The organism is Streptomyces sp. NPDC001480 (assembly GCF_042894725.1).
Lineage (GTDB): Bacteria > Actinomycetota > Actinomycetes > Streptomycetales > Streptomycetaceae > Streptomyces.
The window spans coordinates 202,625-225,393 of the sequence record NZ_JBIAVX010000006.1 but is presented as its reverse complement, the minus strand read 5'-3'; the positions used below and the strand labels follow the sequence as shown (position 1 = coordinate 225,393).

General features: G+C 68.8%; 22 protein-coding genes and 3 pseudogenes. 15 read left to right on the top strand and 10 right to left on the bottom strand.

Features of this window, described 5'->3' with window-relative positions; translation table 11 throughout:
* Window positions 1-202 precede the first annotated feature (202 nt).
* Window positions 203-786, bottom strand: a pseudogene (locus ACFY01_RS16575) (ANTAR domain-containing protein).
* A gap of 133 nt (window positions 787-919) precedes the next feature.
* Here ACFY01_RS16575 and ACFY01_RS16570 point away from each other — a divergent pair.
* From ACFY01_RS16570 to ACFY01_RS16540, 7 genes are all read left to right on the top strand, one after another.
* Window positions 920-1,474 carry an AAA family ATPase gene (locus tag ACFY01_RS16570; RefSeq protein ID WP_390736414.1) on the top strand — a complete coding sequence of 185 codons (555 nt, stop codon included), beginning with the start codon at window positions 920-922 and terminating at the stop codon, window positions 1,472-1,474.
* Between the two features lie 308 nt (window positions 1,475-1,782).
* Entirely contained in the window at window positions 1,783-3,084 is a 1,302-nt protein-coding gene (locus tag ACFY01_RS16565) for an MFS transporter (protein WP_390736413.1), read from the top strand.
* A complete protein-coding gene (locus ACFY01_RS16560) occupies window positions 3,081-4,856 on the top strand; it encodes an alpha/beta hydrolase family protein (protein ID WP_390736412.1) in 1,776 nt (591 codons plus the stop codon). The genes ACFY01_RS16565 and ACFY01_RS16560 overlap by 4 nt, the downstream gene beginning before the upstream one ends.
* Before the next feature lie 6 nt (window positions 4,857-4,862).
* Complete coding sequence (locus tag ACFY01_RS16555) at window positions 4,863-5,036, top strand: hypothetical protein (protein WP_390736411.1); 174 nt, start codon at window positions 4,863-4,865, stop codon at window positions 5,034-5,036.
* An 84-nt stretch (window positions 5,037-5,120) separates the two neighbouring features.
* Entirely contained in the window at window positions 5,121-7,022 is a 1,902-nt protein-coding gene (locus tag ACFY01_RS16550; protein WP_390736410.1) for a RiPP maturation radical SAM C-methyltransferase, read from the top strand.
* 87 nt (window positions 7,023-7,109) lie between these two features.
* Window positions 7,110-7,775 carry a DUF5825 family protein gene (locus ACFY01_RS16545; protein WP_390736409.1) on the top strand — a complete coding sequence of 222 codons (666 nt, stop codon included), beginning with the start codon at window positions 7,110-7,112 and terminating at the stop codon, window positions 7,773-7,775.
* A gap of 40 nt (window positions 7,776-7,815) precedes the next feature.
* Window positions 7,816-8,193 carry a hypothetical protein gene (locus ACFY01_RS16540; protein ID WP_390736408.1) on the top strand — a complete coding sequence of 126 codons (378 nt, stop codon included), beginning with the start codon at window positions 7,816-7,818 and terminating at the stop codon, window positions 8,191-8,193.
* Between the two features lie 16 nt (window positions 8,194-8,209).
* Here the strand turns inward: ACFY01_RS16540 and ACFY01_RS16535 are convergent.
* Window positions 8,210-8,344, bottom strand: a pseudogene (locus ACFY01_RS16535) (IS5/IS1182 family transposase); the annotation flags it as partial.
* A gap of 20 nt (window positions 8,345-8,364) precedes the next feature.
* Here ACFY01_RS16535 and ACFY01_RS16530 point away from each other — a divergent pair.
* On the top strand, window positions 8,365-8,805 hold the full coding sequence (locus ACFY01_RS16530) for a VOC family protein (protein ID WP_390736407.1): 441 nt from the start codon (window positions 8,365-8,367) through the stop codon (window positions 8,803-8,805).
* 391 nt (window positions 8,806-9,196) lie between these two features.
* On the opposite strand, the gene ACFY01_RS16525 is transcribed toward ACFY01_RS16530, so the two are convergent.
* Window positions 9,197-9,454 (bottom strand): hypothetical protein, encoded by a 258-nt coding sequence (locus ACFY01_RS16525; RefSeq protein ID WP_390736406.1) that lies wholly within the window; start codon window positions 9,452-9,454, stop codon window positions 9,197-9,199.
* An 86-nt stretch (window positions 9,455-9,540) separates the two neighbouring features.
* A complete protein-coding gene (locus ACFY01_RS16520; protein ID WP_390736405.1) occupies window positions 9,541-9,915 on the bottom strand; it encodes a nuclear transport factor 2 family protein in 375 nt (124 codons plus the stop codon).
* Between the two features lie 180 nt (window positions 9,916-10,095).
* Here ACFY01_RS16520 and ACFY01_RS16515 point away from each other — a divergent pair, with 180 nt between their 5' ends.
* Both ACFY01_RS16515 and ACFY01_RS16510 read left to right on the top strand, forming a co-directional pair.
* Window positions 10,096-11,094 carry a helix-turn-helix transcriptional regulator gene (locus ACFY01_RS16515; protein ID WP_390736404.1) on the top strand — a complete coding sequence of 333 codons (999 nt, stop codon included), beginning with the start codon at window positions 10,096-10,098 and terminating at the stop codon, window positions 11,092-11,094.
* A gap of 152 nt (window positions 11,095-11,246) precedes the next feature.
* Window positions 11,247-12,080, top strand: coding sequence for a PIG-L family deacetylase (locus ACFY01_RS16510; RefSeq protein WP_390736403.1), 834 nt, complete (start codon window positions 11,247-11,249; stop codon window positions 12,078-12,080).
* A gap of 147 nt (window positions 12,081-12,227) precedes the next feature.
* Here ACFY01_RS16510 and ACFY01_RS16505 read toward each other — a convergent pair whose 3' ends face one another.
* Together ACFY01_RS16505 and ACFY01_RS16500 are read right to left on the bottom strand one after the other, a co-directional pair.
* The gene (locus ACFY01_RS16505; protein ID WP_390736402.1) at window positions 12,228-13,463 is read right to left on the bottom strand and encodes an Ig-like domain-containing protein; all 1,236 of its coding nucleotides are present in this window, start codon (window positions 13,461-13,463) and stop codon (window positions 12,228-12,230) included.
* 120 nt (window positions 13,464-13,583) lie between these two features.
* Window positions 13,584-14,429, bottom strand: a complete 846-nt coding sequence (locus tag ACFY01_RS16500) for an alpha/beta fold hydrolase (RefSeq protein WP_390736401.1) — start codon at window positions 14,427-14,429, stop codon at window positions 13,584-13,586.
* A 401-nt stretch (window positions 14,430-14,830) separates the two neighbouring features.
* On the opposite strand from ACFY01_RS16500, the gene ACFY01_RS16495 reads away from it, so the two are divergent.
* On the top strand, window positions 14,831-15,802 hold the full coding sequence (locus tag ACFY01_RS16495) for a LysR family transcriptional regulator (RefSeq protein ID WP_390736400.1): 972 nt from the start codon (window positions 14,831-14,833) through the stop codon (window positions 15,800-15,802).
* Window positions 15,803-16,499: 697 nt separating this feature from the next.
* Window positions 16,500-17,066, top strand: coding sequence for a dihydrofolate reductase family protein (locus tag ACFY01_RS16490; RefSeq protein WP_390736399.1), 567 nt, complete (start codon window positions 16,500-16,502; stop codon window positions 17,064-17,066).
* Between the two features lie 395 nt (window positions 17,067-17,461).
* On the opposite strand, the gene ACFY01_RS16485 is transcribed toward ACFY01_RS16490, so the two are convergent.
* Window positions 17,462-18,454 carry a 4,5-dihydroxyphthalate decarboxylase gene (locus ACFY01_RS16485; RefSeq protein ID WP_390736398.1) on the bottom strand — a complete coding sequence of 331 codons (993 nt, stop codon included), beginning with the start codon at window positions 18,452-18,454 and terminating at the stop codon, window positions 17,462-17,464.
* Between the two features lie 127 nt (window positions 18,455-18,581).
* Here ACFY01_RS16485 and ACFY01_RS16480 point away from each other — a divergent pair, with 127 nt between their 5' ends.
* Window positions 18,582-19,199, top strand: coding sequence for a TetR/AcrR family transcriptional regulator (locus ACFY01_RS16480; protein ID WP_390736397.1), 618 nt, complete (start codon window positions 18,582-18,584; stop codon window positions 19,197-19,199).
* A 34-nt stretch (window positions 19,200-19,233) separates the two neighbouring features.
* Here ACFY01_RS16480 and ACFY01_RS16475 read toward each other — a convergent pair whose 3' ends face one another.
* The 3 genes from ACFY01_RS16475 to ACFY01_RS16465 form a co-directional block, all read right to left on the bottom strand.
* Window positions 19,234-19,836, bottom strand: coding sequence for a GNAT family N-acetyltransferase (locus ACFY01_RS16475; RefSeq protein WP_390736396.1), 603 nt, complete (start codon window positions 19,834-19,836; stop codon window positions 19,234-19,236).
* Between the two features lie 306 nt (window positions 19,837-20,142).
* The gene (locus tag ACFY01_RS16470; RefSeq protein WP_390736395.1) at window positions 20,143-20,865 is read right to left on the bottom strand and encodes a DUF1990 family protein; all 723 of its coding nucleotides are present in this window, start codon (window positions 20,863-20,865) and stop codon (window positions 20,143-20,145) included.
* Window positions 20,858-21,082, bottom strand: a complete 225-nt coding sequence (locus ACFY01_RS16465) for a hypothetical protein (RefSeq protein WP_390736394.1) — start codon at window positions 21,080-21,082, stop codon at window positions 20,858-20,860. Before ACFY01_RS16465 ends, ACFY01_RS16470 begins: the two co-directional genes overlap by 8 nt.
* Before the next feature lie 113 nt (window positions 21,083-21,195).
* Between ACFY01_RS16465 and ACFY01_RS16460 the strand changes: the two genes are divergently transcribed.
* Entirely contained in the window at window positions 21,196-22,032 is an 837-nt protein-coding gene (locus tag ACFY01_RS16460; RefSeq protein ID WP_390736393.1) for a DUF1990 domain-containing protein, read from the top strand.
* Window positions 22,029-22,768: pseudogene (locus tag ACFY01_RS16455) on the top strand (SDR family NAD(P)-dependent oxidoreductase). Before ACFY01_RS16460 ends, ACFY01_RS16455 begins: the two are co-directional and overlap by 4 nt.
* The last annotated feature ends 1 nt before the right edge of the window (window position 22,769 follow it).

Sequence of the window (22,769 nt, the reverse complement as noted above, 5' to 3'; positions counted from 1 at the left end):
GCCCCTCTGTGGGACATGCCCTGATGCTAATGGGCCGTCGAAGTACGTGACTTCTCCAAATCTGACCGCGTCGCCTTGATCACTGACGGTACGCACGAACGCGGCGCAGTCACCGTTGCATCCCCTCGAAGTGGTCCGGGCCCTGACCGGCGCGGTCCACGACGTGTGCGGGAGAGCGCTGGCGGACCGGACACCGTCACTGTCAGGAAAGACTGCCTTTCTCGCACACTTGCCGGGCGACCTCACGCAGCTTGATGTTGTGGTCCTGCGGGTAGCGGCCCAGCACGTCGAACGCCTGCTCCTCGGTGAGGTGATGGCTGCCCAGGAGGACGCCCATGGCCTCCCCGATGACGTGCCGGGTGGCGACAGCCCGTTCCATCTGGGCATGCGAACGGGCGCTGGAGAGAGCGACCGCGGCATGCGAGGCCAAGAGCCACCCGGCCGTCTCACTGACCTCGGTGAAGTCGGCGATCCGGAACACACGCTCCCCGCGATGATGGCGTGCCGCGTCGAAACAGGGGCCCTCCTTCGCCCGCTCCTGCGCCTGGTCGCTGTCGATGACCAGCGGGTCGGTCGGGGCCAGCGTGTCCACGCGTTTGCCGCGCAGGATCAGCACCCCGGCGGCATCGCACCGCGTTCGCCCAGCCCTCCACCAGCTGGGTCGCGGACTCGGTGATCCGCTTCAGCGTGGCATCCACCGACTCCTGGGCCAGCAGATCACGCGCCATGTTCGCCAACTGGTGGGGCGAATGCGCGCCAGTCCGTTCCATCCTCCGCCCTCCCCAGCCCCGGGCATAGTCGTACCGGCTACGCGCGCCCCCACCGGACGAACAGCTCTACGCGGTTTGCTGCCGGAGCTGGTGCGCCGCCGGATAGCGATGGGGTCGCCGGCTGGGGTGGTCATGTCTACGCTGGCGGCGTGGCATTGGTGTGGGTGACGGGCAATTCAGGGACTGGCAAGTCCACGGTCTGCGGGGCGTTGCGAGAGCGTGGCTACGTCGCGCTCGACGCCGACGAGGACGGCTTCTGTCGCTGGACCGACCGAGCTGAAGGCGAGGTCGTGATGGATCCTCCCTATCCGGTTCCCGGAGGCTGGCTCGATCGATACGGGTGGGCGATCGTCCGCGAGCGGGTTGAGACCCTTGTCGAGGAGTCCCGCCTCCACATCGCGTTTCTGTGTGGGTCGGCGGAGAACGAGGCAGACGTCCGCGATCTCTTCGACATCATCGTGTGCCTGGTGATCGACGAGGACACCCTCCGCCACCGGCTCGCGACCCGCACTACGAACGCGTTCGGTCGACATCCCGAAGAGCTCGCGGCGGCCCTGAAGTGGAATCCTCGGATGCGCGCCCTCTACGAAAGCCGTGGCGCGACGATCATCGATGCGTCCAAGCCGGTGACCGAGGTGGTGGACAGCGTGGTCGACGCGGTTCAGGAGCTGGGACGGTGGGACGGGACTTTGCGAAGGGTTTAATTCCGGTATCCGCCGCCATGCTCCCGAATTTCTCTGAAGATTCTTCATGGCTGATCAAGAGCCGGCCGGTCCTCTGGGGTATCTCATTCGGCGAGAAACTCGCTGCTCACACCCCGCCCCTGCCGATCCCGTGGAGATCGCGAAACTGGTGTACGTGCGGTATTGCGGCAAGCCGGAAGGCTCGCTACGCTGGGCGCGCTCCGTGGCGAGCAGCGCTGAATTCTCCCCCGCACGAGGCCGGGGATCGATGCGGGAGGGTCCGCTATGAGAATATTTCCGCGTGCTTCAAGAGTTAATTCTTTCGACTGATGGCCGGGGCAGCGTCGGGTGAATTGTCTCCGTCTTCCACCTCTCTCCAGAAGCGGGATTTTCGATTATTCTGGACAGCTGGCGCGATAGACGGGCTCGGTACTCACGCGTCCGTCCTCGTTCTTCCCCTGGTATTACTGGGAGCTGGATATCCGCCGGGTCTCGTGGGAATGCTCGCATCCATAGCGACGGTGAGCGGTCTGGCTGCCTCCCCGTTCGCGGGTGTGCTCGCGGACAGATGGCCTCGCGCACCCATGATGATCTGCTCCGCGCTCGTGGCGGCTGCCGCCATGGGAACCGTATTCGCGGCGGTGGCGTGGGGCAGAACTGCGTTCGCCCACCTGCTCGCTGCCGCCGTCGTGGAACAGGTGGCGAGTGCGTGCTACACGGCCGCCGCCCACGGCACAGTACGCAGGCTCGTCCCTCCAGCCGACTATCCTCGCGCGATCGGCAGCCTCCAGGCGCGTGACCAGGCCACCCAGATCGTCGGACCCACCCTCGGCGGCGTCCTGTACCAGCTGGCCAGGTGGGTGCCGTTCCTTGGTGATGCCCTCTCCTTCCTCCTCACCGCGGCCCTCGTCCGGGCTGTGCGCGCCGAACTGACGCCCGAACGGGACGGCCCGTCCGCCTCGTTCGTCTCCGATCTGGCCCACGGCGTGCGGTTCGTCTGGACCGACGGATTCCTGCGCTTCGTCATGCTGTGGGCCGCAGGGCTCAACGCCGTGCTCGGCGCCCTCTATTACCACGCTGTCTTCAGCGCGCAGGGCCGCGGCGCCAGCGCCTCGTCAATCGGCCTGATCCTCACCTTCTCCGGCGTCGGCGGGCTCGTCGGCGCGCTCGCCGCGCCCTGGTTGGTGCGGCGCCTGCCAGGCGCGCTGGTCGTCGCGGCGGCTTCGTGGGCCATGGTGCCGGCCGCCGCCGGGCTCGCGTTCACCACCAGGACCTGGGTCTACGGGCTGCTGCTCGGCGCCGTCTCGTTCATCGCGCAGTCCGTCGTCATCGTCCTGCAAGCGCGCGCCGTCCTCGTGGTGCCCGACACCCTTCAGGCCCGCGTCGGCACTGTGCTGGGCACGGCCGGTGAGGGCCTGGCGGCCTTCGCGCCCGTCGCGGCCGGGGTCCTGGTCTCCGCCTACGGTGGACGGACGGTGGGGCTCGGCTGCGCGGGTGCCCTGGGCCTGCTGGCGCTGTACGCGACACTCCGCGTGAAGTACCTGCGCGCCGACGGCCTTGAGCCGGATGAGGAGCGGGAACCGCGTCACATCCGCGAGTCCGTGTCCGCACCCGACGGGGGCCCGCGGTGACCGGGCGGGGCTACGGCGTGTACCGGCCGGTGCTGCCGGCGGTCTGCCCGACCGACCCCGACCTGATGGCCTACGCGGGCGATGCCGACGGCCGTTGTGAGATCTTCGCCTGGGACCGGGCCACCGCTGTTCCCCGCCAGGTGACCGACCGCCCCCACGGCACTCTGCTGTACGCCATCGACGGAGAGGCGGCCATCTGGTGGTTCGACGAGGACCACCGCGGCCGAGGGCACTGGAGGGTCCAGGACTTCGGGGGTGGGCCGCACACCCCGGCGTTCCCCGGCGCCGCCCCCGGCCGGCCGCGGGGCCTGGCCATGACCGACGCGGGCATGGTGGTCGCAGGGCTGGGAGATCCCGAGGGACTCCGGGTGCACATGGGCCGGCGCGGCGGCCCTGACACCGTGGTGCTGCGGACTGACGGGGACGCCCGGCTGTGCGACCTGGCCCCCCGCGGTGACCTCCTGGCGGTCTCCGGCCCCGCCTACTCCGCACGCGCGGTCACCGTCGCCACTCCCGACGGCACCACTGTCGTCACCCTGTCGGGTACCGCCGGCCGCATCTGGGCCCTCGGCTTCTGCCCCGGCTCCGCCGACCCCCTGCTACTGGTCATGTGTGAGCGGGACGACCGCTACCGCCTCGGCACCTGGCGGCCGCCGGACGGGGTCGAGCTGTATCCCTGGTGCTCGTTCGACACGGAGACCACCGCCCGCTGGTACCCCGACGGCGACCGGATCCTGCTCCGCCAGGACCGCCACGGCCGCAGCCGCCTGTTCACCGCCGATCCGGCACGGCGCACTATCACAGCACTGCCCGTCCCCGCCGGCAGCGTCCTCGACGCCGCCCCTCGTACCGCCGGGGACGTCCACTACATCTGGACCGACGCGGTCACCCCGCCGCGCACCCTGTCGCTGTCAGGGGCGCGACTGCCGGGTCAGGACGGCTGGCGGCCCCCCACCTTCGGCCGCCACCGGGACCTGTGGACCCCGGGGCCCGACGGCCCCGTGCACACCCTGGTCACCCTCCCCGCCGACCGGCCGCAGCCCTGCCCGCTGGTGTTCCTCGTCCACGGCGGCCCCGCCGACCACGACCGTGACGCCTACGACCCCATGGTCCAGTCTCTCGTCGGGTCCGGATTCGCCGTGGCCAGGGTCAACTACCGCGGTTCAACGGGCTACGGCCCTTCCTGGCGCGCCGCCTACACGGAAGGAGTCGGCCATACGCAGGTCGCCGACCTGGTACGGGTCCGCGCGGAGCTGCTGCGCCGCGGAGTCGGCCGCGAGGGCGCGGTCGGCCTGTGCGGAACCTCGTGGGGCGGCTACCTCGTCCTCCTCGCCCTCGGGACACACCCGGAGCTGTGGAACGCCGGGGTCGCCGTCAAGCCGGTGGCCGACTGCGCGACGTCCTTCCGGCACTCCACCCCGGCCCTCCAGGCCCTGGACACCGCCCTGTTCGGTGGCACCCCCGACCAGGTTCCCGAGCGCTACGCCCGCGCTTCGCCCGCAACCTGCGCGGGCGCGGTCCGCTCCCCACTGCTCATCGTCGCCGCGCGCAACGACGCCAAGTGCCCGCCCGAGCAGATCGAGGTGTATCTCGCCGCACTGCGCGCGGGCGCGGTCCGGCACGAGCTGGTCTGGCTGGACTCGGGACACGACGGCTACGACGGCGCCGAGCACGTGGCCGTCATGGAACGGTCCCTGCGATTCCTCGGCCGGAGCCTGGCAGGCACCCCGGCCCGGTGCGCACCGGCCCCAGACGTCCCGGCTCCGCAGTGAGCCGGGATGAACAGCACCATGGCCCAGCCAGATCCGATCGACAGAAAGGGAGTGTGTGTCATGCAGAAGGACGTATTCCACGACGACCCGCTTGAGGACACCGACGAGAACCGTGCTGTCGGAGTCGGCGTAGTCATCCGATTCCGCAATGCCGAAGAGCAGGAGCACGAAGAGCAGTAGCAGTACCGGGGGTCGGCCCGCGCTTCGATGGCGAGCCGACCCCCGCCCGGCCGCACGATCCCGACCCATGAAAAGAGGCAAGCCGTGCGCGTACTCTTGGTGAACATGCCCTGGGCGCCGATCGATCTCCCGTCGCTGGCCCTCGGAATTCTCAAGCGCAGCGTCGACGAATTCGTCCCCGGCGGCCGGGCCGAGATCATGCACGCCAACATCGATTTCGTGGACTGGGTGACCGAGCGCACCGATTTCTCCCTCGGGGACTACAGCTACTACTCCCTCGCCTCCTATTTCCTCGGCTGCGGTGACTGGGTTTTCTCATCAGCCCTTTACGACGACCCACAATGGAGGGCCGCGGAATTCTCCGATGCCATGAACGACCGGCTGTCCGGCAAACGGATGGCGATGACGATGGAACTGCACACGGCCGCCCCCGACTTCGTCCGGCACATCGCCGAACGCATCGTCGCGCTCGAACCCGATGTCGTCGGATTCACCTCCACCTTCCAGCAGAACACCGCCGCGCTGGCCGCCGCCAAGCACGTCAAGCGGCTCGCCCCGCGGATCGTGACCGTCATGGGAGGCGCCAACTGCGACGGCAAACAGGGCGAGGCCGTGCACCGGAACTTCCCGTTCGTCGACCATGTCGTGCGCGGTGAGGGCGAGGAATCCTTCCCTTCCCTGCTCAGGGCCCTTGAGGGGAACGGCGAGCTCGCCGACGTCCCCGGGCTGTGCCGGCGCGATCCGGACGGCGGGTCCACTACGAACGCCATGAGCACCAAGCCGCTGCCGCCCGCCGCGATCCTGTCACCCGACTACACCGGGTACTTCGAGCGGCTCTCGGCCTCCGCCGCCCGGTCGTGGGTCGAACCGAAACTCGTCGTCGAGGGCGCCCGCGGGTGCTGGTGGGGTGAGAAGCACCATTGCACGTTCTGCGGGCTGAACGGCTCATTCATGCAGTTCAGGAGCAAGAACCCCAGCGTGTTCTTCGAAGAGATCGTCGAACTCGCCCGCAGGCACCGGATTCTGGACATGTACGTCGTCGACAACATCCTCGACATGGGATACGTCTCCTCGCTCCTGCCGAGGATCATAGAGAGCGGTCTCGATCTCCGGATGCACTACGAGATCAAGTCGAACATGCGCAGCGGCCAGCTGCAGACCCTGGCCGACGCGGGTCTGATCTACGTCCAGCCGGGCATCGAGAGCCTCAGCACCCGAGTGCTCGGCCTGATGGACAAGGGCGTCACCGGCTGCCAGAACGTGCGGATGATGCGGGACGGCGCCGCCGCCGGGTTGTCGGTGGTCTGGAACTACCTCCACGGCTTCCCGGGGGAGGCCGCCGAGGACTACGACGACGTGACGGACCAGCTTCCGGCTCTGGAACACCTCCACCCGCCGGTGGAGGAATCGGCCAGGATCGCCATCGAACGCTTCAGCCCCTACTTCAACAACCCCGGACTCGGCTTCTCGGACCTGCGGCCGGCCGAACCGTACCGGCTCACCTACGACCTGCCGGAATCCGAGATGTTCGATCTCGCCTATGTGTTCGACGTGCCGCCACGCGGTGTCGGCGAAACCGTCGTCGGGCGGCTCAACGCGGCGATCAGACAGTGGAAACTGTCCTACTCCGGCAGCCGTCTCACCTACTGCGACCTCGACGACCGGTTCGTCCTCGTCAGCACCCGGCGCGCCTTCGAGTGGCACGTGCTGGAACTGACCGAGCCCGTCGAAGTCGCCCTGTTCCGCCTGCTCGACCAGCCCCACTCGGTGGCCGCGGCCGTACGCAAGCTCCGGGCGGAGCACGCCGATGCGGCCGGTGACAGCGAGCTGAGGGAGATCCTCCAGCGCTGGCGGAAACTGGGGCTGATATTCGAGAACGGGGGCCACGTCGTGCAGGTGGCGGTGCCCGCGGTCAACGAGGAGCTGCTGAGGATGCACTCCCTACGGCAGTCCACCGCCCAGGAGCTGGCGGCGGCGCCCGCCTGAGCCCCGCGCGGGCGCGGACACCGTCCACGCCGCTCCCGCAGGTCCACCACAGCCGGTCGTTCGAGCCGTAGAAGGAGAGAGACGACGATGACCGCGGTACCCGCTCCCACCCTGCCCTACGCGTTCACGGTGACCGCTTGGCGCGACCACGACGAAGCCGCGAACGAACTCGCGGGCATGCGCCTGGACCCCCAGGACATCGACGGCAGAGGCGATGACGCCGCTCGACGGCTCTTCGAGGCCGGGGCCCGCAGAGTCGTCCTGCCCCGTCCCGTGGACCTGACCGACGAGACCGACGGCGCCTGGGCGGTACGCGCGCTGAGCTTCGTCGGAGACCTCACCAGCCTGGCGATGGCGGTCGACTGGCAGGTGCGCCCCGCGCCCGGCCCCGACGCCTGGATCCCGCTGAGCCATCTCCACCCCCCGACCGCAGTCCTCGGGGTGCCGGATCCGGACGGGACGCTACGGCGTTGGCGCGACGGCTACTACATCTGCAAGTGCATCTACCGGCAGGGGCCCGGATTCGTCCAGGTCCGCGACCGGCGCCGCGGCGAACTGCGCCGGTTCACCATCGACGAACCCGAATACCGGGCGGCGATCGAGCTGCTCGCCGACGGAGCCCCGGCCGCCGGCATACCCATCGCGATCATGGACGACTTCCTCCAGGAGGAACTGGCCGCGAGGATCGGAGAGTTCCTTTGGTGGACGCCGTACCGCGTACGAAGGTGGTCGCAGGCCCCAAGGGTGATCTAGGCACCGTCTCTCGGATCCAGGCCATGAGATCGTCGTCCTCATGATCGAGTCCTGGGTGATCGATGACGGCAGTCCCGTCCCTGTCTCGCCCGAGGTGGTACGGGAGACGCTTCGGGTGAGAGTCGACAGAGGCCGGCTTGAGACGTTGCTGACCAGTTCGTCGGGACGATCGCTGGCCTTCGTGACGAACACCGAGCGGGCGATGGTGATGCTGCTCGACGGAGCGGGCGATCCCGGCGAGCATGCCGTGGACCCAGGAGCCGAGGGATCGAGCGCGGGGTTCGTTCTCTCCAACGGGCAGCACGACGAGTACCGTGACGAAGACACCGTTCCCGTCGGTGAGGCTTTCAGGATCGTGGAGCACGTTGTCAGTACAGGATCCTGGCCGGCGGACGCGCGCTGGGTCGTTGATCGCTGACGCAGCGGGAGCTTGTCTGCTTCAGCCGGTCGATGCGTCGTTCGACCGTGTCGCGCTGCCTGTATGTCTCGGCGTGGAAGGCGGACGGCTGCCCGTCGGCGGGGCCTCGGCGCAGACGGTGGCCGAGCTGGTCGGAGAGCTGAGGCATGATGCCAAGAAGGAGAGACCAGCATGGCGATTCAGCGGATGGACAACGTCGGCATCGTCGTCGAGGACATGGATGCCGCCATCGCGTTCTTCGTGGAACTCGGTATGGAGCTGGAAGGCAGGGCGGAGGTCGAGGGCCTCTTCGCCGACCAGTGCACCGGACTCGACGGCGTCCGCTGTGACATCGCGATGCTCCGGACCCCGGACGGTCACAGCCGGCTCGAGCTGGCGAAGTACCGCAGCCCCGCGGCGATGAGCGCCGGGCCGCGCAACCGGCCGCACAACATTCTGGGCACGCACCGCGTCATGTTCGCCGTCGACGACATCGAGGACACCGTTGCTCGCCTGCGCCCTCACGGCGCCGAACTCGTGGGCGAGATCGCCCGGTTCGAGGACAGCAATCTGCTCTGCTACCTCCGTGGCCCGGAGGGCATCATCATCGGACTGGCCGAACAACTGCGCTGAGAAGGGGGACCGAACCATGCAGCCGAACGAGATCACCGAGGTTCTGAACCGCCCGATCTGTCGGTCGCCCGAAGCGCGATCTGGACGGAGGCAGCCGAGCACAACTCGTTCACCGACTACCAGACGGTCCTCCCCGGCCTCGCCGAGCGGCTCACGCTTCCGAAAGGGTTGCTGTACCGGATGACCGGTACCGTCGACCCGGCGCGGTTCACCGTAAGCCGGCGGGCCTACCTCACCGCCTTCTTCGATCAGCGTCTACGCGGCCGCCACCAGCCGCTCCTGGACGGCCCCTCGCGGCTCCACCCGGGCGTGCGCTCACGTAACGATGCTGAAGATGATCAACTGCCCGGTCGAGCCGACAGCGGCCGTATCTGCTTCGGCGGTGAGGACGTCACCGGCCTGGAGCCGGTGCGGCTGCGCCGGATCGAGTCGGAGAGAGGCCGGTCTTGTTCAGCGGTCGCACCGCGGTCCTGACCGGGAGGGAGCCGCTGGTGTCGTGGACGACGTCGAACGTGCCCTGGAGTTCTGCCTGGTCGGCCGGGTCGGTGGTGGTGTAGTCGTACACCCGGTCGATGCCGAGGGCGCTGGCGCGTTCCGTGGAGGTGGGGCCGCTGGTGCGTGTGACGGTTGCGCCGCTGCCATTGTTCACGTGCGGGCGGCATCGGCCCTCGAGAGGTCCGGCCTGCCGGCGCCAGTTCACGGGCCGGTGCGCGCTCGGCCCGTGCGGGCTGCCGGTCAGTGCTGGGGGTTGCCGCCGGTCTGGATCAGCGGGGAGCGGTCGAAGACGCTGATCGCGTGGGTGATCTTGCCGTTCTCGACGGTGAGGTAGTCGATGCCGCGGAAGTCCTTGGCAAACGGCGTCTCGGTCGTGTAGACGGTCGCCGCGTGTGTGTCGTCTCCCAGAACACCGATCACGGTGCTGCTGATGAGGGTGTTGGTGAACGGCTCCAGGAACTGGCGGTATCGGTCCAGCCCTTGGAAGCGGCCGTTCGGCGCCTCGCACACGATGTCCTCGGATACGAAGGACATCGCCTTGTTGATGTCGCCGCCGAGCCAGGCACGGACGAACTCGTCGGCGATCTTCTGGGCGGAGCCGGTGATGGCGGTCATAACAGGTGTTCCCTTTCCTGGTGCACTGCTCCCGTGCGTCCCGCAGACGCCCAGGACAGCCCGTGTACTGGCGCCCTGCCTTCCGGAAGCGGCCGGGCCGCGCCTTCCGCGACCCGATGACTTCATCCTCCGGCCCCTATATGACATCTTGTGTCATATAGGGGAGAGGATTTTGAAGCCATGAGATCCGACCGCCTGCTCTCGATCATGCTGCTGCTTCAGACACACGGACAGTTGCCCGCCTCCGACCTGGCCGACCGCCTGGAGGTCTCCGTCCGCACGATCATGCGAGACGTGGAAGCCCTGTCCGCGGCCGGTGTGCCCGTCTACACCGTCCGCGGCCCGCAGGGGGGAATCGCCCTGCTCCCCGGCTACCGCACCGACGTCACCGGACTGACCGCAGACGAATCACGCGCCCTGTTCGTTCTCCTCTCCGACAGCGCCCACGCCGACCTCGGCCTGGGTCAGGCCCTCGGCTCCGCCCTGCGCAAGGTCATGGCCGCCCTGCCAGCCCCGCACCGCCCCGACGCCGACCTGGTCAGCCGCCGCATCCTCATCGACCCCGTCCGCTGGCGCGGCACCCCCCGCCCGGACCACCCCGCCCCGGACCTCGCCCCCTTCCAGCAGGCCGCACTCACCGACCGGCGCCTGCGCCTGTGCTACCGCCACGGACGCGACAACCGCGTGGGCACCTACACCGTCGACCCCTACGGCCTCGTCAACAAAGCCGGCGTCTGGTACCTCGTCGCCGACCACGACGGCGAAGCGCGCCTCTTCCGCACCGACCGTGCCCTGTCCGCCACCGTCCTGGACCAGCCCGCCCGGCGCCGCGACGGCCAGGAGCTCACCGACGTGTGGCAGACCCTGCGCCGCCGCATCGACGACATCCCCGCCCCGCTCGCCGTCACCGCCCGCGTCCGCAACGAGATCCTGGCCAAGTTCCTGCGCATCCACGAAGCCGACCTCGCACCCCCCGCCTTGGCCGAGTCGCCCCCCGAACCCGAGGGCGAGCGGGGCTGGACGAAGGTCGAGCTACGCTTCCGCTCCCTGGCGGCCGCCCAGACACTCCTCGCCTTCGGCCCCGACGCCGAAGTCCTCACCCCCGAAGACCTCCGCCAGGCCCTGGCCCGCAAAGCCGCCGCGACCGCCGCTCTCTACAACCCTCGCCAGAACACCTGACAAGGGAGCCGGAGCCGTCCTCCAGCGCGCAGTAGATGATCCGCTCGCCGGATGGGGATGGGCGGGGTGCTCGCGGAGCATATTCGGGGCGACCCCCTGTACGCCTGCCGCAGACTTGGACCGAAGCCGTTTCAGCACAGGAGGACTGTTTCATGAACGACCGGCCCTTGACGCTCATGGCGGTGCACGCCCACCCCGACGACGAGGCCACCGGAACGGGAGGTGTCCTCGCGCGGTACGCGGCGGAGGGCATCCGTACGGTCCTCGTGACGTGCACCGACGGCAGTTGCGGTGACGGACCGGGGGGCGTCAAGCCGGGTGAGGCAGGGCATGATCCGGCAGCCGTCGCCTTGCTGCGGCGTCGAGAACTCGAGGCGAGTTGCGACGTCCTGAAGGTCAGTCATCTGGAGATGCTGGACTACGCCGACTCCGGGATGATGGGCTGGCCGACCAACGCTGCCCCCGGATCGTTCTGGCGGACACCCGTGGAGGAGGGCGCTGCCCGACTCGCGGAACTCCTGCGGCGCTACGAGCCCGATGTGGTCGTCACCTACGACGAGAACGGCTTCTACGGCCACCCCGATCACATCCAGGCGAACCGCATCACGATGGCGGCGCTGGCGATGACCGTGACGACACCCAAGGTGTACTGGACGACGGCGCCCCGCTCGATGTTTCAGCGGTTCGGGGAGGTCATGCGCGAGTTGGGTGCGGACTGGCAGGAGCCGGACCCCGCCGAGGCCGCCGCGATGGCCGAGATCGGACTCCCCGAGGAGGAGATCACCACCTGGGTGGACACCACGGCGTTCGGCGGTCAGAAGTTCGAAGCGCTGGCCGCGCACGCCAGCCAGGGCGAGAACATCTTCTTCCTCAAGATGGGCCAGAAGAGGTTCACCGAGTTGATGGGCGTCGAGACCTTCGTACGCGTCCAGGACACCACCGGCGCGGCCCTGCCCGAGAACGACCTCTTCGCCGGACTGCGCTGATCCTTCCGCCTTTCCGGAGCCCGAGAGACCGCTCCGGCGGCCCTTGATCATCAAAGTGGCCCCGCCGCGGACCCCGGCCCCGCCTCAATGGTGTCGACGGCGGGGCGAACCGGCCGGCTGGCGGCCGGTTCGAAAGGCGACGCGGCGTCAGTGGGTCGCGCTGCCCGCGACCCACTCGCTCCACGGCATGTTCCAGTCGCTGAGGCCGTTGTCCGGGGCCAGCGCGGTCTTGTCCTCGGAGTTCTTGACGATCACGACGTCACCGATCAGCGAGTTGTCGAAGAACCACGCGGCGGGCTGCGTGTCGTCGCCGCCGCCCCTGACGTCCTTCAGGCCCACGCAGCCGTGACTGGTGTTGACGTGGCCGAAGACCGAGTCGGCACCCCAGTAGTTGCCGTGGATGAACGTGCCTGAGGCGGACAGGCGCATGGCGTGCGGTACGGCCTTGATGTCGTACGCGGGCTTGCTGTCCTTCATGAGGCCGACGGTGGCACCGTTCATATGGATGTGCCTGAACTTCTCGGAGATGACCATCTGACCGTTGTACGTCGGGTGCTCGGGGCTGCCGGACGAGATCGGGATGGTCCTGATCGTCTTGCCACCCCGTACGACGGTCATCCTCTTCGTCCTGGCGTCGACGGTGCTGATCTGGCTCCGGCCGACCTTGAACGTGACCGTCTTCTGGACGCCCTGGAGGTTGAGCGTGACGGTGACGGTGGAGCCGGGCTTCCAGTAGCTCTTGGGTCGGAAGTCCAGACGGTAGTCGTTGAACCAGTGACCGACGCTCTGCTGGCCACTGCTGGAGCTGACCTGGATGCTCGACTCCACGGCGGCCTTGTTGACGACCGCCTTGCCGAAGGTGACCGTCACCGGCATGCCCACGCCGACGGTCGAGCCGTCCTCGGGGGAGAGGTGCCCGATGACGTCGCCGGCCGGGGAAACCGTGGTGATGGTGGCGTTCCCGGTGGCGGAGCGACCCTTGGCGTCCTCGGCCTCTGCGGCGATCTGGTACTTGGTGGCCCGCTCCAGGTGGACGTTCGGCTTCCACGACGTGCCGTCCGGGGACAGGGTGCCGGGAATCTCGTCGCCGGTGGCGACGGCTGTCATGGTCACCTGCGTGAGCTTGCCGTTGCTGACGGTGACCTGGACCGGGTCGTTGATCCCGACGTTGTAGGTGCCTTGCGGGGGAGTGATGTCAATTTTGGCGTCGGATGCATCCTGGGCTGCCGTCTGATCCGCCTGCGCCTGCGCTGTCGGGTGATCCCCGGCGCTGTTGCCGCTGTCGGCAGCGTTACTGGTGCCGCCGACCGTGACGGCGAGCACGCCGCCGAGCAGGCCGGCCGCAGCCGCCAGTCCGGTGCGTCGTATACGTACCGTGATCAAACGCTTCTCCCATGCCGCTGGTCTTTTGTGTCCGTGGAGCTGGTCGCCGGAGTAGTCGACGACCCCTGATAACTACTTATATCTATGTATCTATCGAAAATGGGGCGATTATGGTGAACCTCACGCGCCCTCTCCGGGTGTAATGAGGTTGCGCTGCTGGGCCTCCCACGGGACTGCGGCGGGCTTGTGCGCGTTGGTGAGGAAGTCCAGGACGAGGGGGCTGGCGTGGGTGCGGCACTCCTCGAAGTAGGCGTGCCGGCCATCGGGGACCAGGTGCATTCGGGCGCCGGGGATGCGGTCGGCGATCAGGGGCGCGTTGGCGGTGGGGTTGAGCAGGTCTTCGCTCCCGTGGACGACCAGAGTGGGGGCGCTGATGTCCGGCAGGAGGTCCCAGGCGTTGTGCCGGTTGCTGGCCGCGAGGTGGTGGCGCCGGGCGTGGGCAGGCATGCGAGGGTCGCCGAGGATGTGGTGCGGGCCGGGGTGGGAGGCGAGCCATCGAGGGGTGTACATCAGCTCCAGCAGGGCCTGTCGCGCGGCTCCAGGCTGGGGTTGCGTCAGGGCTCGGCGGACGTCGTTGCCGCGTTCGACGCTGTGCGGGCCGCCGGGTGAAGTGCAGCCGAGAACCAGGGCGCCTACCCGGTGGGGGTGGCGGGCCGCGATCTGCTGGGCCACTCGCCCGCCCATGGACGTGCCGTAGACGTCGGCTCTGTCGATGCCGAGTTCGTCGAGGACGGCGATGACGTCCTGGGCGAACAGTTCGGTGCTGTAAGGGGTGTCGGGCTTGTCGCTGTCGCCGGTGCCGCGGTAGTCGAGTGTGAGGGTGCCGCGAGCGGGATGGAAGTCGGCGCGAACCGCATCCCACCAGTGGTGGTTGTTGGCCTGGCCCGCCAGCAGGACCAGCGGCGTGCCCTGGCCCTGGAGCTGGTAGGCGATGCGGGTTCCGTCCGGTGTCATGGCGTACGTCATCGGCTTCCTCATGGCTGCGAGAAGTACCGGCCCGGCTCTCAGACATCTGCTGCCACCGCGGCGCCCAGCCCCAGCAGGACGACGCCGGTGGCCGCGCTGAGCGCCCGCAGGACGGTCGGCCGTGACACCAGGGCGCGCCCTGGGGTTGCCGCGGTTGGTGCTCAGGTCGGTGAGATGTCCGCCCGCGAAGCCGGTGCGGCGCCCGGCCGGCAGGGCGGCGGACAGCCCGGCCGCGGCGGCCGTGGACCACAGCAGGAAGCCGCTGGCATTGCCCGCGAGCGTGCGTGGGCATGGAAGAGAACCCCTTTCGGGGATTGCGGTCGTTGGGTGCACTACCAGGCTTCCTGCCTCGCTCCTCTAAGAGAAGTTAAAAGTGAAGGGTGCAGCGTTAGGATTAGTGAATGGTGGTGGATCCGGGACAGCTGCGGCTTCTCGCGTTGATCGAGCGGCTCGGCTCCCTGACGGCGGCAGCTCACGCCCTCCAGCTCACGCCCGCGGCGGTCACCCAGCAGGTGGCCAGGGCCGAGCGGGACTGGCAGGTGCCCCTGGTCATCCGCGGTCCTCGTGGAGCGACGCTCACCGCGGCCGGTGCGCTGCTCGCCTCCCACGGTCGAACTGTGGAGGAGGCATCGGACAGGGCCGAGGCGGAACTGGCCGCACTGCTCGGCCACCTCTCACTCCGTCTGCGGATCGGCACGTTCCAGGCGGCTGCCCTGCACCTGCTGCCGCCGGCCCTGACGGCTCTGCGACATCGCCATCCGGACGCCGACGTCTCCGTCATGGACGTGGTGTCCGGACGCGGCACGGACGAGATCAGCGAGGGACGCCTGGACGTGGCCATCGTCGCGTCCTGGGGCACACCGCTCGCGCCGCCCCCACACGTACGGGCCCATTCGCTGCTGTTGGACCCGATGGTCGTCGTTCTCCCCGATGACCATCCACTGGCCACCGGGCAGCCCGCGGACACCGAACTCCACCTGGAACAACTGCGCGACGAATCGTGGGTTTCCATCCTGGCCGGCCATGCCGCCCGCGAACAGTTCCACGACGCCGCCCGCGAGGCCGGCTTCACTCCCACCGTGCGGTTCGAGACCGAGTCCTACGACGTCGCCCAGGCCCTCGTCGGCACCGGCATCGCAGTGGCCCTGGTCTCGCGCCTGGCCCTGGCCCATGCGCCGGGCACCACCCATCGCGAACTGGCCCACCCCAGGCCCTACCGCCACCTCTACGCCGTGACCAAGGCCGACGCCAGCCTCACACCACTGGCAGACATGCTCATCGACCTCCTACGTGATGTCGCCCGCGACATCACCGCCACCTGGGAGGCTCCCCTGCAAGAACAACGCTCATCGGACTCACCGCACGGAGCCTGAGGGTACCCACTGGTTACCGTCACCGTGCTCTGCCCGCCCTCCGGCTGGCGGTGGGCGGGCAGCATGCAAGCCTCAGGTTCGGACGGCCCCCGGTTCAGGCTCTCTTGAGGCGGACGGCCACCGTCTCGGTGACGGTCACCGGCTGGGCGTAGTCCGGGTCCGTTGCCGTCGCTCGTGCCTCGACCTCGACGTCGTGACGGATGGCGCCGCACCCCCCCCGGCCACCGCCGGCAGCAGCATGGCCGGCGCTGCCGGCTCCGGCGTGGCCATCGGGCCGGGGCCTGGCTGCGGTCGGCCTGGACATCGCCCGGGAGAAAGCGCCGGCGTGGTTGGAGGAGTCGCTCGCACAGATCCGCTGGGGGAGCGGGGGCAAGCACCGCGCCCCGAGCCGGGCGGTCTGGTCGTTGCGGTACTCCGGAACTACGAGTCCAGAGTGACACCGGCTCTACCCGCCGAACTGCACGCCTCAGAGGAGCGGGTGCCGTGGTCGCGCGGGCCGTGATCTCGTCATGGGAAAGGATTTTTCGGCAGCGTGTCGATCGGCGGGCCTCCCGTTCGACGCTTGAGCAGAGGCGCGGCCCGCGACGCAGAATTCAGGCAGGCCGGGGCTCTGTGATCAACAAGTGCTGTCCATTCGTCGACCAGTGTTCGGGTTGCCGACTACAAAGCCGGCCGCAGAACGCCCCGAGGAGAAGTCATGCAGATCCGCGCCCGTATGAGCATGAGTGCCGATGGCTATGTGACCACACCGAGCGGGTGGCCCGCCCAGACTGCCGACCCCGCGTTCGTCTCCGGCGAGAGCCACGGTATCCGGGAGTTCCTCGAAGGCTGCGAGGCGGCGCTGATGGGCCGCACCACCTTCGAGCCCGCGCTGACCAACAACCGCTGGCCATGGCCGGACCTCGATGTGTTCGTACTCGGCTCCCACCGTCCGGACGGCACTCCTGACCATGTCATCACCGACAGTGACCCAGTGCGGCTGCTGGAGAAGCTCCGCTCGGCCAACCGGGGTGGCGATGTCCACCTCATCGGGGGCCCGCGGACGATCGGGACGTTCCACGCCCTCGGCGCACTCGACACCCTCGAACTGGTCGTACTACCACTGCTGTTCGGCGGTGGGATGCAACTGACGCCCATGCTCAGTCCCGACACCGGGCTGACCTTCCAGCGTGAGCGTGCCCTCCCCGGCGGCTCAGTGGAGATCGTCTACTCCTGCCGGGGCAGTCGCACTGCACTTCCGAGCAAGCCTGCCAGCCAACGCTGATCCCGGCCAAGACGCAGGTCACACAGGCCTACGGCCGCTGTGGACCGTCTCCAGGTCCGCTTCCCTCACCTGTCGCCCTGTCGCCCTGCCGGTCGGGGTGGGCCAAGCGAGGGGTGCTGGACCGGCTCTATGGGTGATCACGGGCTGGACTCCGTGTGCTGGTATGTCGATCCGGCAATCACACAATGTGTGCTGGGGCGATTTTCTTCGACTTGGCGTCCCGGCTGTGGGTGGTGCCGTGGCCGGTTGCCGAGCCGGCTGCGGCACACCGTGATCCCGTCCGCAGTCTGCTCACGTGCCTTTTGACTGTGTGTTCGGTTGATCGTGAGGCGGGCGGTGAAGGCGGTGAGGCGCCTGCTTCGGCTTGGGCAGCATCGATTTCGTTGACGTTCGACTCAGGTGTCGAGGAGTTCCGGCACGAAGATGTCCTCGCACGTCAGCCGACGCTTCGACAGCCCCTGCTCGCGGTGGTAGCGCAAGAAGGTGTCGATGGCCTTGCGGTTCGCGCCGATCCCGTAGGGCCACCAGTCGTCGCCCAGCAGCCGACGATTCTCCTCGAACAGCGCGCTGAACCATGGCGTGACGACGCCCATGTGCTGCTTCGCGGCGTCGTCGAGGTACTTCCGCTCGGCGAGGTCCTTGGCTTTCGTGAAGGCGTCGTAGACCGCCCGTGCGAGGCCCCGCCGTTGTGCCAGTTCCCTGCGGATCGCGACGATGTGCATCGGGGGGAAGATCCCGGTGCGACGGTAGTAGTCGCGCTCGACGGCCTCGTAGTCGGGGAACAGGCGGGTGACCTTCGGCGAGCCGTCCAGTACCGCCTGCGGCACGTCGACGGAGATGAGTGCGTCGATCTCGCCGGATTCGAGCATGGCACCCAGGGTCTGGCCGTCCTCCGCGTGGCGCACGTCGACGCTGTCCGGGACGGGCTGCGGGACCCAGTCGAAGGGGGGAACGGGGTGGTTGGTGCCGCCGATGACCCAGCGGCACTGGTCGGGGGTCACACCGTACTCGTCAGCCAGGATGCCCTTCGACCAGACCCCGGCGTCGTGGCCGTAGAGCGCGAACTCGCCGACCGTCCTGCCGACGAGGTCCTGCGGCTTTTCGATCCCGCTGGCGGTGTTCACGAAGATCGCCGAGTGGCGGAAGTTGCGGTTGGGCAGGATCGGCAGCGCCAGAAACGGCGCATCGTCGAGGTCGAAGGTGCGCAGGAAGTAGGTGAGACCGAACTCGGCAAGGTCGTAGTGCCCCTCGATGGTGCGACGGAAGATGTCCGATACGAGGGGTGCCGTCTCGAACACCACGTCCACCCCGTCGACCGCGACCCGGCCGTCGAACAGTGCCTCAGTGTGCTCGTACGCGTACACGCCGATGCTCAGCTGCGTGCTCATCAGTGGATCTCCTCTCTGGGAGATTCGTGGGCAGTCCCGCTTCCGTAAATGATCGTTCACTTTTATGATGGCTCCGGAGTAGCTCAGCCGTCAAGGTGAATGTCCATTCACGATGAAAGGGGCCGCGATGCCGCGCATCACAGCCGAGCGCCGCGAGGCCAAGCGCGCCGAGATCGTCGCGGCGGCCCGCCGCTGCTTCTCCCGCGACGGGTTCCACCAGACCTCCATGCCGGACATCGCCGCGGAGGCGGGCGTCTCGGCCGGCGCGCCCTACCGCTACTTCACGAGCAAGGAGGAGATCATCCTCGCCATCGCGGGCGACGCGTTCCGGCTGATCTTCGAACCGGTCGAGCGCCTGGCCGACAGTACGGACGCCCCGGCAGTAGCGGAACTGGTGGCCGCCGCGCTCGACACGATCAGCGGCGAGACGGTGCAGGACACGGCGGGGCACACGGTCGCGGTGGACGAACTGCTGCGCTGCGTCGTGCAGGCGTGGTCGGAGGTGCTGCGCAACGACGAGGTGCGTGGCCCGGCTACGGAGGGCTTCGAGAAGGTCCGCGCCAGTATCGCCGACGCGCTGCGCCGCGGCCGGGCCGCGGGTGCGGTGCCAGCCGCCGTGGACCCGGACCGCGGAGCCCGCATGGTGATGGCGCTCTTGCACGGATTCCTGCTCCAGCGCGTGGCCTTCGGGCTCACGGACACAGCCGGCTTCGCAGACGACCTCCAGACCGGGCTGGTCTTGTGATGGGCGATGACTGCCCCAAGGCGGCGCCATCCTCTCAGGCCGGGGCGACGGTGAGGGTGACGACCCAGCGATGGGGTGAGACCGGTCGGGTCCGCGTGAAGCCGTGGTTCTCGAAGACGGCCATGGGGCCGGTGTGCAGGAACGAGCCCGGCACCGAGCGGTCGTCGGTCTCCTCGGGGTAACCCTCTACCGTGCCGCCGCCCTTGCCGGCGATCTCGGCCAGCGCCCCGCCGAGCGCGGCGTGGGCGACGCCTCGCTTTCGATTCCCCTTCCCGGTGAAGAAGCAGGTGATGCGCCAGTCCGGAAGCGTCGTGAGCTCCTTCTCGTACTTGCGCCTGCTCTTGATCTCCGGCAGCTCGGCGGGGGAGCCGAACTGGCACCAGCCCAGGCAGTCGTCGCCGTCGAAGACGAGCGCGGCATGGGTGCGGCCCTCGCGGACTCGCTGTTCCTTCTCGGCCCGGTTCTGCTCGGGGGTGCGCCCCTTCCCGAGTTTGACATGAAAGCCCATGCACCAGCAGCCGCCCCACACGCCGTTGTTCGCCTCGACCAGCCGGGCGAACGCAGGCCAGGTGTCCTCGTCCAGCGGCCGGACTTCGAGGGCGGTGGTGGATGTATCGTCCGTCGCCCCGCTGCTCACCGGCACCTCCTCATCATGCCGGTTCGGCGTCACAGCTGCCCCGGCGCTTCTTCTACAACAACGTGGCGTAGAAGGACGGTCGGCTGCAAGCGGATCATCAGACCGGTGGGGTCGAGCGACGGTGCGGGTCGGTCTGTCCGGGCCCGAGACGGTGCTGGATGTGCGTGCGACGGTCGAGGACGCCCTTGCGGAGTGAGCGGTTCTGCGTCTGCACGAGAGGGCCGACACCGCGCCGACGGCCCGGGGGAGCAACGGTTGGATGAGCGACTACAGTTCGTCCGACACGAACCGCTTTGTTGCGGCCAGTCAGCCCGGAGCGACCCGGTGGACCGCCAGCGCGTCCGAGCGGTGCATCCTCGCGTCGGAGGGTGCGCACACCAGACGCCCGACTGTCGGGGGAGGACTGGGCAGCGGGTGCTCGCCGCGCAGCGCGGCCTCGACGAACAGGCGCAGCCGTGCGGTACACCTGCGGTAGAACCGCAACTGGGTGCGGCGGCCGAACAGGCGCCATCCGAGGAAGGTGAGCCGGTCCAGAGTCGGGGCGCCCTGCGAATGGCACGAGACCAGGAACAGCACCTCGCCGGTGTCCTGGCGCTTTACGACTTCGTAGGTGACCTGGCCGCGTTCCAGGTGGCCCTCCAGGGTCTCGTAGCCCCATCCCCAGATGCGGTCGGTTCCGTCGCGGGTCTCGTCCACTACCTGGGTGACGCGCACACCGCAGTAGAAGTGCATGCCGTGGAATCGTGCCTCCAGCAGCATGTCGCGGCCGAGCAGCGGGGCGGCCGGGTCATAGAGCGCCCGCACGATCTCCGGCGGCGAGAACTCGTAGTCGCGTACCAGACGGCAGGCCTGCTCCCAGGGGCCTCCCGGCTCCGGCGGGCCCGGTCGCTCCTTCGGCAACACCGTTCTGTACGCGTCGATGTTCCAGGCCGGGCGGCGTACCTCGTCGACCGAGTAGTTCACGCGTGCGTCTGCGAGGTCCCGCCACACCTGTGCGGCGTCGAGTCGCCCGAAAGCCCAGTCACCCAAGGTGATTGCTCGGACCTTCGAGCGAGTCGCCGATCAGCCACAGCGTTGGCGGCCACAGCCCCACGAAGAGCGCGCGCCGCTCGGCGTTTCCCCGTTGTTCCTGGTCGACGGTCTTCGCGCGGACCCACAGCGTCACGCACAGACCGATGGTGGCGAGCGAGGCGAGGTGCAGATGAGCACTCCGCACACCCGCACGGTGCATGAGCCGGACCACCATGGGGGCCTCCGGGGTCGCTTGCTTGTGCCGCCATCACGTTGTTAGTACCCCTTTTTGGGGGTATATGCCCCATTGATGCTTTTCCCGGAGTTTCGCCAGCCTAAGGTTCATGGATGACGCGTCCACACTGTCCTCGGACACTCGCCGTCCTCGCGCGGTGGCTCCTGGGCACAGGGTTGGTCACATGGCGCTATCTGTGGGAGACGACGCCCCTGCACCGAAGCGGCGAGTGCCGGGGCGACGAGACGGACCTACCTCCGCAGTTGCCGCCCGAAGCGGTCGACAGTCGGGTGCAACTGCCGCAGGACGGCTGGGGCCCCCTGTACCACCGGCTTTTCCGTGTGCGCATCGCCGATGCCGATGTCGGTCCGGGACGACTCATCGAATGGGTCTGTTGCGATTTCAAGCGCTTCGTGCCCGCCGAGGTGGTCGACGTCCACACTGGTGAGCTGCGCGACCAAGGTCTGGACGTCGCGGACGAGTTGCTGGTGGAGATGCCAGGGCCCTGGAACGGACCTGTCAGGGTGGTCCACCGCGACGTCGATCGTCTGCACCTGGTGACCCTGCGCGGTCACATGGAGGCCGGTCAGGTGCAGTTCCGTGCGCGAGAGGACGACGGCCTGCTGGTGTTCGAGATCGAGCTCTGGGCATGCCCCGGCAACCGCCTGGTGCACCTTCTGTACTCACGCCTGCGCGTGGCGAAGGAGACTCAACTCAATATGTGGGTCCGGTTCTGTCTGTCCGCCGCCGCGATTTCCGGGGGCCGACCGGTCGACGGTGTACACATCTCCACCCGCTGGCTCGAATCGTCCGGAAGGGCACCGGCACGCCCGCCGTCCTCGGCCGGTAGGCACGTTCCGGGCGGGACGCCGAGCCAGGGGGCAACGCCGACGCGAGGGATCGGTGAGCGAGGCGGCGACCGGAACCACCGACGAAGGGGCAGCGGGTGACGGCCGGCCCGCTCCAGGACCGGACCGTCGCGATCACCGGAGCCGCACGCGGGCTGGGAGCGGCCCTGGCACACGAACTGGCCCGGCGCGGGGCGCGCCTGGCACTTCTCGGCCATGAGGGGCCCGAGCTGGATGCCTTGGCGGCATCCCTGCCCACCGCGGCGCTGGCGGTCGAAGTCGACGTCACCGACAATGCAGCGCTGGAGGATGCGGCAGGCGAGGTCCGCGGACACCTCGGTCGGCCGTCGGCGGTCGTGGCGAACGCCGGGATCGCCGAAGGAGGCCCTTTCGCGACGTCGGACCCCGCCACATGGCGCCGAGTCATCGACGTGAACCTGACGGGCAGTGCCCACACGGCCCGGGCATTCCTGCCCGATCGCCGACATGATCCGCCCAGCCGAAGGCTTCACGGCCCTGCACGAACTGCGCGCGCATGCCCCCGGCGTCCGCAACATCCATCCGGCCGACGCGGTCGCCGCCCGACCGGCGCGCGCCGTCGAGCGCCGCAGCACCGCTGTCTACGTCCCGGCGTGGCTGCGTCTCGTGCAGCCCCTGCGCTGGTTCCTGCCGCCCGTGGTACTACGGCTGGCTTCTGCCCCGCTGGGATGCCGGGCGGCCACTGCGTGCCACGGGCAGGCTGGGCGCCGGCGGTCGGGCGACCGTGCCGCGGCCCCGCCGGACGACGGCCGCCCGGGCTGATCCCCCTCGCGGAACCGCCCGGCAAACCACACGCTGAA